10 protein-coding genes are annotated in these 11,837 nt (G+C 59.4%); 8 read left to right on the top strand and 2 right to left on the bottom strand.

Annotated features, from left to right (window positions below; translation table 11 throughout):
- Positions 1 to 1,273 precede the first annotated feature (1,273 nt).
- The 8 genes from ACIBUY_RS28125 (at position 1,274) to ACIBUY_RS28090 (ending at position 10,223) form a co-directional block, all read left to right on the top strand.
- On the top strand, positions 1,274 to 3,505 hold the full coding sequence (locus tag ACIBUY_RS28125) for a glycoside hydrolase domain-containing protein (protein WP_399154111.1): 2,232 nt from the start codon (positions 1,274 to 1,276) through the stop codon (positions 3,503 to 3,505).
- Between the two features lie 15 nt (positions 3,506 to 3,520).
- The gene (locus tag ACIBUY_RS28120; protein ID WP_399154110.1) at positions 3,521 to 3,991 is read left to right on the top strand and encodes a hypothetical protein; all 471 of its coding nucleotides are present in this window, start codon (positions 3,521 to 3,523) and stop codon (positions 3,989 to 3,991) included.
- Positions 3,988 to 4,716 carry a hypothetical protein gene (locus ACIBUY_RS28115; protein ID WP_399154109.1) on the top strand — a complete coding sequence of 243 codons (729 nt, stop codon included), beginning with the start codon at positions 3,988 to 3,990 and terminating at the stop codon, positions 4,714 to 4,716. The genes ACIBUY_RS28120 and ACIBUY_RS28115 overlap by 4 nt, the downstream gene beginning before the upstream one ends.
- 160 nt (positions 4,717 to 4,876) lie before the next feature.
- Positions 4,877 to 5,281, top strand: a complete 405-nt coding sequence (locus ACIBUY_RS28110) for a peptidase inhibitor family I36 protein (RefSeq protein ID WP_399154108.1) — start codon at positions 4,877 to 4,879, stop codon at positions 5,279 to 5,281.
- Positions 5,282 to 5,347: 66 nt separating this feature from the next.
- Positions 5,348 to 6,253, top strand: a complete 906-nt coding sequence (locus ACIBUY_RS28105; RefSeq protein ID WP_399154107.1) for a hypothetical protein — start codon at positions 5,348 to 5,350, stop codon at positions 6,251 to 6,253.
- An 825-nt stretch (positions 6,254 to 7,078) separates the two neighbouring features.
- The gene (locus tag ACIBUY_RS28100; protein WP_399154106.1) at positions 7,079 to 8,278 is read left to right on the top strand and encodes a hypothetical protein; all 1,200 of its coding nucleotides are present in this window, start codon (positions 7,079 to 7,081) and stop codon (positions 8,276 to 8,278) included.
- A complete protein-coding gene (locus ACIBUY_RS28095; RefSeq protein ID WP_399154105.1) occupies positions 8,275 to 8,973 on the top strand; it encodes an ABC transporter ATP-binding protein in 699 nt (232 codons plus the stop codon). Before ACIBUY_RS28100 ends, ACIBUY_RS28095 begins: the two co-directional genes overlap by 4 nt.
- Positions 8,970 to 10,223: an ABC transporter permease gene (locus tag ACIBUY_RS28090; protein ID WP_399154104.1), complete on the top strand. Its 1,254-nt coding sequence runs from the start codon at positions 8,970 to 8,972 to the stop codon at positions 10,221 to 10,223. Before ACIBUY_RS28095 ends, ACIBUY_RS28090 begins: the two co-directional genes overlap by 4 nt.
- Positions 10,224 to 11,115: 892 nt before the next feature.
- Here the strand turns inward: ACIBUY_RS28090 and ACIBUY_RS28085 are convergent.
- Complete coding sequence (locus tag ACIBUY_RS28085; protein ID WP_399154103.1) at positions 11,116 to 11,259, bottom strand: hypothetical protein; 144 nt, start codon at positions 11,257 to 11,259, stop codon at positions 11,116 to 11,118.
- A gap of 208 nt (positions 11,260 to 11,467) precedes the next feature.
- Positions 11,468 to 11,650: a hypothetical protein gene (locus ACIBUY_RS28080; RefSeq protein WP_399154223.1), complete on the bottom strand. Its 183-nt coding sequence runs from the start codon at positions 11,648 to 11,650 to the stop codon at positions 11,468 to 11,470.
- Positions 11,651 to 11,837 lie beyond the last annotated feature (187 nt).

The raw sequence follows: 11,837 nt of genomic DNA, 5'->3' as shown, positions 1-11,837 counted from the left end.
CCCGGCCCCGCCCACCTCGGCTGGGGGGGGGGGTTTTTTCCTTCGCCGCCCCCCCGGGGGGCCCCCCCCGCGGGGGGGGGGGGGGGGGGGGGCGGGCCCCCCCCGCCGCTCCTGTCTACCGCCCCGCTCCGCGACGCCCCCGCCGCTCGCGCCGCAATGCCCGACAAGTGGGCAGCCGAGCCCAGTAGAGAACTCCGCACAGGACGCTGCCAGTTGAGTACGGCCAGCCGCAGCGAGTGGCATCGGCGATGCAGCCAAGACCAGGACCAGCGCACCGACTCCACAGGGCATCGCCACACTCCGCGATGCCCTGCCCACTTGGTCAGGGCCTGGTGGCTGGGGCGGTCGGTGGTTCGGGTCTTTACCCACCTGTTCGGGCCGGGGCCCGCGTCGGGCAAGGACAGGGGGCCACTCGTGCTAATTCCGGGCAGCTCCAAAGCCTGCCCGAGTTGCCGGTCAGCGTACGGCCCCCTGCCCATGCCCGACCCCAACCCCAACAGGACACCGGGCAAAGACCCGAACCACCGACCGCGTGGGCAGGCGCACCGCTCACGGGGCCTGACATCTACCCGAACAAACCTCTGGATGCTGGGACCGGAACCAGCCATCTTCCCCGAAACGGAACGTCACATTCACGCTTCCGTTTCACACTGAGCACACATCTTCCACCCGCTCAGAAGCATCACCGATGCCCGAAAGCCGTTGGCTCCGGCCAGGGATCAATTTCAAGCCATCACTGTTCTCGCCATCGCTTGTGAAGCAACCTGCGGTCCAGACCACCACTTACAGTGCTTTCGTTCAGCGGGCTGGCCACTGGCCAAGCACCAAGAAAGCGCTCTCGCTGTCCCCTCGATAGCTGAGCACAACGTCGTGCCAGTCAGCCGTGAGCCATCCAACTCCGCTTCACGGAAGGACCGATGCCCCATGCCCAGATCCACTACGTCTCTGCGCACCACTTCCTCCACGCGGATCTTGGCTCACTGATGCAGACTTCACGCGCCCATCGATGGTCAGGGTGCTAAGGACCTCGAGGCCTCACTGCAGCCCTGACAGGCGTGCTCTGCAATCTCCAACAGCCCGTCATGCAACAAGGATCTGCCCTGTTCACATTCGGGGTGCCTATACATCCCTCACGCCTCTACAGCGAGGCTGACACCACGCCTCAACGAGAAGGCAGCTGTAGCCGCGGCACGGAGCCCAAAACCAGGGCGCGCCCTGCCCACCCGGTCAACGCGCCCAAATACCTCTCATCCCCCTGTCAAGGAGAGCACCTGTGGCCGACGAGATGGTGAAGCTAGCTCAGAAATTCATCAACACAACCTACGGAGATGGCGCCACGCTCGGCATATCCAAATTGGAGGAGAACGGCCAGACATCCTGGACCGTCATGTACGCCCTCACTCGGGCCCTCCAATATGAGATGGGGATCACTTCCCTGTCGAATAGCTTCGGGCCCACGACCTTGACCACACTGCAGTCGAAGTACCCGAAGTTGGACGCCTCCACGGTGCCGTCCGCGAATTTCTGCAGAATCATCCAGTCGGCGCTTTACTGCAAGGGCTACGACGGCGGGAACATCGACGGGACGTACAGCTCCCGTGTCGAGGCCGGCGTCACTAACCTGAAGACGAATATGGGCTTGGACCGAAGATTCCCAGGCGGCAGCCTGGAGCCGAAGGTCGTCAAGGGTCTGATGAACATGGACGCTTACGTCACCGTCAACGATGGTTCCGAAGCCATCCGCAGTGTCCAGCAGTGGCTGAACTGGCGTTACGTTGACCGTCAGGACTTTTACGTCATCCCGTGTGACGGGCACAACTCCCGCGACGTGTCCAAGTCCATGCTCTATGCCATTCAGTACGAGCTCGGCATGGCCGATGGTGTAGCCAACGGCGTCTTCGGACCTGGCACGCAAACCGGCCTTAAGGACCACACTGTCGCTGTCGGTTCTACCACCACCTTTGCCTCACTGTTCACCGCAGCAATGATTCTCAACAGGCGACCGGTATCTTTCGGAACCTTCACCGGCGCGGTGCAGACCGAGACCGAGAAGTTCCAGTCCTTCGCCAAACTTCCTGTCACCGGCATCGGCGACTTTTCCACCTGGGCATCCCTCCTCGTCTCCTACGGGGATCAGACCCGAAAGGGAGAAGCCTGCGACGGGGTCACCCAGATCACTGCGGCTCGGGCGGCGACTCTGAAGGCCAACGGCATCAAGTACATCGGCCGCTACCTGAGCAACGTCGACCCTGTGCCCAGCGGGTCCACCAAGGAGAAGGAGATTCAGCCCGGCGAGTTGAAGACGATCGCTGACAACGGCCTGCGCTGCTTCCCCATTTACCAGACCTACGGTCGTGGAGCTGACGGCTTCAACTACCCGCTCGGCCGTGCCGCGGCGCAGGCCGCCATCAACGCTGCTCTCGACCATGGCTTCAAGACCGGGACGAGGATCTTCTTCGCCGTCGACTTCGATGCCCTCGACTATCAGGTCACGGACAACGTTCTCCCTCACTTCAAGGGAATTCAGGACGCCATAGCCGACGACGGCAATCGGTTCGAGATCGGTGTGTACGGGCCTCGAAACGTGTGCACTCGAGTCAGCGAGGCCGGACACTCCACAGCCTCGTTCGTGTCCGACATGTCGTCCGGATTCTCCGGAAACTTCGGATACCCCCTGCCTCCCGACTGGGCCTACGACCAGGTCGTCACACGCACCATCGGCTCCGGTGACGGGGCAATCAACATCGACAACAACATCGCCTCCGGACGGGACACCGGCCAGGGCTCCTTCGACGCGCCTCGTTCGGCCAAGCCGGACGTCCGCCTCAACTCCGCACTCGTCGAGTCGATGCAGATAGACGTCGGCAAGTACATGGAGTCCATCGGCTACCCCAACGACGGTGGAACCCGCACCTATCAGCACTGGAAGTGCTTCGAAACGGTCTGTGTCGAGCACGACGAACTGATCACGAGCCTGTCTACTACGCACAACATGCGCAAGGCGCTGATTCAGGCTTCCGCCTACTGGGAGATGCGGCACATCGACGCCGTCGACCAAGCTGCCGAAGCGGCCGTCATCACCACCTTCAACACCACCGGCAAGTTCATCAAGGATCCCTCTACCGGGATCGCTCAGCAACGAGCCCAGACGTTGATCCCCGCATGGAACCACGCCCTCGACAAGGGTTACGCGACAGGCCAACCGCGGCGTGACCCGGCTAGCGACCAGGACAAGTACGACATCTGGAAGAAGGCCCATGACGACGAGGAGTTCGCCCTCACCAGTGTCGTCATGATCGACCGATGGGACATTGACGGCAAGCCCGGCGGCGACGACGACTCCGCCGCGCTACGCCAGCCCACAATCGCCTACACGGATTACGAGATCTACGAGGTCCTGCGCCGCTACCAAGGACCCGGTGAACCGGCTCTCACCGACGCCAAGAAGCGAATGCCGCTGTACTACCTCCTGGAGAAGTACCACTCCATCTCTCGGAACATGTAAAGCAAGGCAGGAGCCATGGCAGCAGACGCCCCCTTCGCCGGACACGACCCGGCCATCATCATCCTCTTGGCGTTCGCCGGGTTGATCGCCACCGCATGCCTCAGCGTCTTCGTTCTAGTACGTGCTGTCCGCACTCTGCGCGGACAGCACCGAGGGCAGACCTCTTGGCTGCGGACAGCCGGTCTAGTGGCTTTGACCGGGGCAATCGGCATGTACACATGGGGAGTTCTGCACCTAGCCGTGCTGGACGAGAGCTCCCAGGCGGAAGCATGCCGCAGGGCACTGGACGGCAAGAAGCTAGTGGCCTACGACCCGACCTACATCCCGTTGGCCTTCGGATGCGTTGCCGACAACGGCAAGACCTACGACATCGCCGTACCCGGATATGTAACGCCCGTATCGGGACTGCTTGGCATCGCCGCCTTCCTCCTGACCGCCTTCAGCTTCGCCGAAGCACACAACGACAAGAAGGAGAACGTCACGTGACAGCACATATATCGCGCCGCACGGCCCTACTCCGCGGCGCGGCCATCGCCGCCGGCGTGGCACTGGGCTCGCAAGCGTTGGTCCGTCCCGGGTACGCGGCGGACACCAGACCTTCCGCGACCGATATCCGCACGGCGATGCAGCAGGCGAAGGAACGCAGAGACCATGCCTTGGCTGGGCAAAAGTCGCTGAACGGCTGGGAGATGGAGAAGGTCACCGACAATCGAGGCAACATCTACACCCGGCCCGTGCCCGGAACCGGCCTCGATGCCAAGGTCCGTATGGGCGATGTCGAGACCGTTCTCACCTACGTGATCCGACGCTTCCACTACGAGATCGACGAACTTCGTCGCGGGGACGTAGTGGGGTGGCTGGCGCCGGACCAGGTCAATCACAAGCGCGCGGAATCCAACCTCGCCTCCGGCACCGCAGTGCGGATCCGGCCGGGCCACTATCCGCCCGGTCAGAGTGGCGGCTTCTTCCCCACCCAGAAGCTCCTGGTCGGCGACATCCTCGCCCAATGCGACGGCATCGTGGCCTGGGGCGGCGAGGACAGGATCCCGGACGAGAGCCTCTTCTCCATCAAGGTTGGCCCAGACGACAAGAGACTGGCTTCGACCGCCGAGAAGCTCCGTGTCTGGGACCTCACCCCCGGCAAGGGCGCGGGAGCGGAAGCCGACATGAATGTACCGGCACAGCGCGCCCGTGCCCGCCAGCATCTGTGACCGCTCCATGAAGACAACCGCTCCTGGCAACCGGATCTCCCGGTCGCCACATTCAGCTTCCGACGCTCTGTGCAGAGTCGGATCAGGTGGCGCTATGAGATGCCCCAGCGGCGGCGCCGACAGAAAGATAAAAGAACATCACGCGAGGAGGAGAGACTTAATGTCAGCCCGCAGAATAGCGATCGCCAGTATCGCCTTGGTGCTTTCACTTATGGGGGCAGCAGGCACAGCGAACGCCGCAACACACGACAACGGAGTGTGCGAGAGCGGCGAGATGTGCCTCTGGTACAACTCCTACTACAAGGGGGGCGTCTGGGACAGTTACTGGTCGGATGCGGAATACACAAGCGCCGACGTATTCCATGGCACCGGGGGCCAGATCAACAACAATAGTGCCAGCGTCAGAAATAGGGATGCAACGCACAACACGATCCATTATCAGTACTACAACTGGACAGGTTGGGCCTTCCTGGTACTGATCGCCGGGGATCCGCAAGATCGCTTGACCCTGCCATCTGAGTATAAGAACCAGTTCAGCTCATTCCAGTTTTCAGCGATAGGCTAGTTGAAATGATGGCCGCCCGAAAATACAGGGCGGCCATCTCGCTAATCAATCCCAAAAGGTTACCGCATGCGACAAACCACGAAAATAGCTTCCATCGGAATGATTATCGCAATATTCTCCGCCGCTGGCTGCTCCACAGCCAGCGGCGGGAAGTCCCTCGAATCCAAAAAAGAGCCCTCCGTCTCATCATTTCCTGCAGTCGAGAACCCTAAAGATCTCTCGTTTCCGCTCGACAAGTACCGTCTACTAGCAGACAATACAGGGCGCAGGACAGTTGCATCTGCTACGAAGATCCTGCGAACTGACTGCATGAAACGCTTTGGGTTCGACTTCCACGACGCCGAGACGACAGCGCCACTGGATTTTAGCCACGCCCGGCTTTACGGTGTCGCTGATAAGCGTACGGCAAGCCTCTATGGATATCACAATCCGAACGCCATATCCACGCCGAAGAAGCAAGCATCGGGCCTGACACCTTCGGCTGAGGCCGTGCTGGTTGGAGATGTAAATCAATACAAAGGAATTGACGTTCCCAAAGGCGGCTGCGCGGGCGATACGGCACGCAAACTGCACCGAGGATCTCCCGGCATGAGCAGAGAGAGCTCTCAGCTGCCAGACAGGCTCATTATAGATGCGAGTCAGCGATCACAGACCGATAGCAGGGTAAAGAAGGTATTTGAGCGTTGGAGCACTTGCATGAAGGAGTCCGGATATCAGTACGCTGATCCGGCAACAGTTCTGAGGGATCCCCGATTTGCACAATCGGGGCAACCAAACCAAGAGGAGATCGCGACCGCCCAAGCAGACGTTTCCTGCAAGAAGAAGTACAACGTAATTGGAATATGGTCTGCTGTCGAATCTGCATACCAGCGGCGACTCGTGGAGGAGAACCAGTTGATCCTCAGCAAAATCGAGAGCGACATTTCCGCGCAGATCAAAAATGCGTCGAAGGTGATCGGGGCCGAAGGGTGAAGCATCCACGTGGGCAGCTACTCAAGCACTTTGGTGCGCGATCCCTGGCTATCGCAGGTGTGCTTTGCCTTCTCTGTTTGGTTCCTGCGTGTAGTTCACCCGATGTAGATGGAGATCGCCAAAGTTCGGTGGCTACACAACCACCGGAAAAGGTGGCCGACGTATGGGCGAGACTGCAATCTGCCATGTACGACGGCTGTGGAAATTCTGACTGCTCAGAATATCTAGGTCGAGTACTCACCGACCTTCGAGATCTGCGCAAATCCATGGAGGTGCGTTCTGATTCCTTCGAGACACCCATCAAAATTGTGAAAGAGGTGGATTCTGAAGTCGATTCACGCGGGGAGGCAAACCTGAATAGGTCAAGAGAGGTAATTCTCAAGGCGCTCAAAGACCTTCAGGCATGGATGGCGAATCATCGCAATTCACTCCGCCAGTGATCCCTCATCATCTGGGAAATTCCAAGCCGATAGTTCACACACATAGAAATATCTCGTATGGAAGTATCGTGGATAGTTTCAGAGAGGGGGCTCTATGCCCAAGAACAGGGAAGGCGCTCCGCTCGACGGAACCGCCCGAAATCGTAGGCGAATGATCTGGGGGATGATAGGGGCAATCTTTCTGTCGGCAACAGGTGCAGCTGCGGGACATTTTGTAAAGTCCCCAGCGCAGGCCATAGCGGACTCCTCAGCCCCGCCACCTAGCACAATGACTGCCCCAGTCGAATACCGAGTCCTTAGAGACTCCGTGATACAGCGCGGCAAGGTAGAGGCGGCACAGTCTGTGGATGTTGCCCCAACAGGTGGTGGAGAGGCAGCGATTCCTGTGGTGACGAAGCTGCCAGTCACGGTTGGCCAACAGCTCAAGCCTGGTCAGCTTCTACTGGAAATCTCTGGGCGCCCTGTTTTCATCCTACGAGGCAAGCTTCCGGTATATCGCGATTTGAAGCCCGGGGCTGAAGGTGATGACGTTGCACAACTCCAGTCAGCCCTCAGGGAATTGCACTTCGACGTCGCTGGCGACCGAAGAGGCACCTTTGGTGCTGGTACTAAGTCTGCACTATCTGGGTTCTACAGGAGCATTGGATACGATCCGTTGCCGGCTCAAGCAGATGAAAGCTCAGCGGTTCGAGACGCGGAGGAGGCAGTGACCGCTGCTGAGCGAAATGCTGAGGACGCGCAGAGCGCGTTGGAGGAGAGCAACGCACCAAAATCCCCTTCTCCTACCTCTTCCCCCACTGAACGAGAAACCGCTTCCGCAGACACAAAGGAAAAATCTCCAGCTTCTTCAGGAGGAACTGCAGGGGCGGATCTTCGCAAGCAAGTGTCGCGTGCGCGAGAGGACTTGAAAAAAGCCCAGGAGCAACTGGACCGTGCGCGTACGGAGGCGGGGCCGATGTTGCCTGCCAACGAGGTTGTCTTCGTCAGCAGCTTTCCAGCGCGTGTGGAGAAAGTGAATACACGGGTTGGTTCGAAGATATCTGGCAGTGTGCTGACAGTGTCCGCCGGCCAACTAATGATCACTAGCTATCTACAGGAACCAGAAAAGGGGCTAGTAAGACCCGGGCAGCATGTTGAAATCCTCTCTGAGCTGACAGGTACAGCAGCATCCGGAAAGGTTCTGTCGGTCGCCAACAGCATTACGCAGGACGCCCCATCGAGTGATGGTAGCGAAACGAGCGACCAGCAAGAAGAAGCTAACGGCTATCTAATGTTGATTAAGCCAGAGGAGAATCTTCCTACGCAGTTGGCGGGACAAGATGTGAGGCTCACTATCCGCGCCGCATCAACCCGGGGGAAGTCGCTCATTGTTCCGGTATCAGCGATCTCAGCTGGTGCCGATGGCAGAACCTCGGTGACCCTTCTCGAGGAGGACGGCAAGCGACGGCGCGTTCCAGTCGTTACCGGGACGAATGGCGATGGTTACGTAGAAATCCATCCCTCTGTAGGAGCTCGCCTAGTCAACGGGGATCGAGTTGTAACAGGGGTGCAAGCCGGAACTGCAATGGCGGGCCGTTCGAAATGAGTGCAGGTGACGCACCTACGCCCGTGGTCGAATTGCGGCAAGCGGCGCTCACGTACCCAGGGACACCTCCGGTTCAGGCCCTTCTTCCCTGTGATCTGTCTATCCATCGCGGTGACTTGCTCACAGTCGTGGGACCGTCCGGCGCGGGAAAGTCCACGTTCCTGAATGTACTGGGGCTACTCGATATCCCCACTGCAGGTACCTACCTTCTGGATGGTATAGACGTCGGTGAGCTTCGAGACGGAGAGAGAACGACAATCCGCGGCCGAAAAATCGGTTTCGTATTTCAGTTCTTCCATTTGTTGCCTCATCGGCCGGCTTGGGAGAATGTGGCGCTGGCACTGGCATATCAAGGTATCCCTAGCCGGCAACGTCAATCACTCGCTCACGAGGCTCTGGAAAAGGTTGGCTTAGCTCATCGCCTTCACTCGATGCCTACAAAGTTGTCCGGCGGTGAGCGCCAAAGAGTCGCTATCGCTAGGGCGCTAGTAGGTCGACCATCACTATTGCTCTGCGACGAGCCCACTGGGAACTTGGACACCATGAATGCTGAGGCGATTCTCTGTCTTCTCGATGAGCTGAACCGCTCGGGAGTGACGATTGTGGTAATCACTCACGATTCTTCGGTTGCCAGGCACGGAAGAAGAAGCGTCGGTATCAAAGATGGCGTAATGACTGAGCTGGTTCAGATATGATAGGTCCCTACTCTCGGCTTTCCCTTAGTCAGCCGAAAAAAATCGGACTTTCACGGATATCATGGCGTGATCTACTGGCGGAATCCGTGGCTGGAATTCTGCAGCGCCCCGGACGTTCCGCGCTCACAGCAGTCGGCACTGTGCTTGGAGTTGGCACATTTGTGGCCATCCTCGGATTGACCGCAACAGCATCATCGCAGATCGACGGACGGTTCAATGCTTTGTCAGCAACCGAAGTCAGCGTTGAGGATATATCCCAGGAACAGAACCCGTTTGCGAAGCTGGGATTCCCTGAGGATGCCGATAAACGTGTGGAGCGTCTACATGGCGTAGAGCATGCAGGCGTATTCTGGCCGGTAGATCTCAAAATTGGCCAAAATGCCCGGCCGGCTCCCATCGGAGGTAATAGAGGCCAAAGCGAATTCGATGTTGTTGCTGCATCCTCCGGTGTTCTGAAAGCTGCAGAACCGACAATGCGCCAAGGGCGGATCTTCGATTCATGGCACGACCAGACTAAGCAACGTGTCGCCATCATTGGAGCGAGCGTCGCATCTCGTCTGGGTATTTATACACTGGAAACACAGCCGGCAGTCTTCATCGGCAACACCGCATTCACGGTTATCGGGGTTATCGGCGATGTTCGGCGGGATCCAGATGTCCTGCTGTCTATTGTCGTCCCGAACTCAACAGCTAAAGAAATATGGGGGCCACCTACCAGCAACGCCCAGATGCTTATTTCTACCCGGTTGGGGGCTGCCCAGCAGGTGGCATCGGAGGCGCCCGTCGCCCTGGACCCAGCGCACGCTGAATACTTCAAGGTAACCCCGCCACAAAACCCTAGAAAATTACGCAATGAAGTTAACTCAGACATGAATCAACTCTTCATCTTGCTCGCAATAGTCTGCCTCCTCATCGGCACGCTCGGAATTGCCAATACCACGCTCGTCTCGGTTCTGGAGCGCACCAGCGAAATTGGACTGCGTCGTGCGCTCGGCGCCCGGGGCCGACATATAACGACCCAATTTCTCATGGAGTCCGGTGCACTAGGCGGATTGGGTGGACTACTTGGCACTGCTGTGGGAACGGTCACCGTCGTTCTGGTGGCGGTGGGACGCGACTGGACCCCTATAGTCCACCCTGTGGTCGTTGCGAGCGCCCCCATCATCGGGGCTGCCACCGGCGTTTTCGCCGGTATCTATCCTGCTTGGCGCGCTTCCCGGATTCAGCCCGTGGAGGCATTGCGGAGATGAGCTTTCTTACCGCTGTTCGAATTTCACGACCTTCTTGACGAACGCGAAAGCTTCGCCCGCGGGCACGTCCACTGCATGCTACTCGACGAACTGCGGTCGATATCTGTTCCGAGCCGACGCGTGTACTCATCGCGCCGTAACCTAGTAACGGGAGAACACTGATGCTGTCTAGCATTTCCCTTGCTCGTAGCGTTGTGGCTGGAGTAGCTGCATTTATTGGCCTCGGGATTTTGAGCCCGACGTCAGCGCAAGCCGACAGCCCGACCCTAACTCCTACGTGCGCCAACGCATGCGTTCTAGCGGCGCGAGCAGGCGCTCATACAGACTTCGACAGGATTGTTTTCGATTTGTCAGGCGGGCAGCCCGCAACTCAGGCTACCGAGTCGGAGAGCCCATCTTATGGGCTCCCCAACGGGGAGTCTAAGAACTTGCAGATATCGGGGAAGTCATATCTGTTTCTCGACCTGCGAGGAGCGGATGTATTGGACACTAGCGGCAATCGAATATACGCGAACCCGGACGTTCAGAGCCTCGATCTACCATCGGTCAAGGGTGTACAGCGGATTCCCGACGCGGAAGGGCAGGTCCATTTTGGCCTCTCTCTCGGCGACCATGCGCGATACAGCGTTTTCACCTTGGCTGCGCCCGATCGAATCGTGGTTGATATATACCACTGAGTGCTTCTCATAAGACGATCCCTAAAGGTGCGTTGTCTTCCGTGCTTCTGAATGAGAGGCGCGATCGCCAAGCGGGAAGCCGATACCCCCTACAGCGTCAGGCCCTCTCTGGCTGGTGCCATCAACCAGAGAGGGAGTCTGGCCCCGCCCGTTCGCCGAGCCTTCTCCGTCGGGGGGAGCCGGAGGGTCACGGTCGTCGGCGAACGGACGGGAGTTCAGGGAATCGGCGGGGCAGAGGAAATGGTGACGCCGAGCACGAAACCGACCGCACCGGAAATCGCGGCGATCAGCAGCAGTCCGGCCAGGCGCCCTAACCAGCCCACCGCACGGGAGATCACGCCCGCCACCAGGCCCGCCACGGCCGCGTGATGACCTCCCGGTAGGAGTGGTGCGAGGGGTTTGCGGCACCGTGTGCCAGCACCCACTGTTGCGGATCACCAAAGTCGACGCTCGTGTCCGAGGCCGCTCCACACACCGCACACTGCATCGCATACGTGCTCGCTTCGGCGTCCGGCTCGCGGTCCGGTTCCAGCGTCCACGTCACCGTCGACAGCACCGATCGCACGCTCACCTGCCCCACCTGCCGTTGGCCACAGCCACCTTGGCGCTCATACCTTCGGCAGCAGTGGCCACTCGCAGCGTGCTCGGCGGGGCATCCCACTCCTTGCCGCCCTTCACCGGTCGGAGCTGGGTATAGGGACCCTCGTTGCCCATCACTTCGCCGACTCTGTTCGTCCGCGTGTCCACCATCAGGACCCCGACCTCTGGGCGAGTTGCTTCGGTCACGTCCGCCGCCTCCACGCTGTGCTTGCAGTGCGCCCCGGAACAGGGCAGCGCGAACACCAAGATCACGCGATAGTGACCGTGCGATCACTCCACGCAACCTGCCCATCCAGAATGCTCTCCACACTCAGGCGCGCGCAAGCGGTTCGCTTCA

The sequence above is a fragment of the Streptomyces sp. NPDC050085 genome (genome assembly GCF_044460595.1).
Classification (GTDB): domain Bacteria; phylum Actinomycetota; class Actinomycetes; order Streptomycetales; family Streptomycetaceae; genus Streptomyces.
Note: the sequence above shows the minus strand (reverse complement) of the source record. Positions and strands in the feature narration are given on the sequence as shown.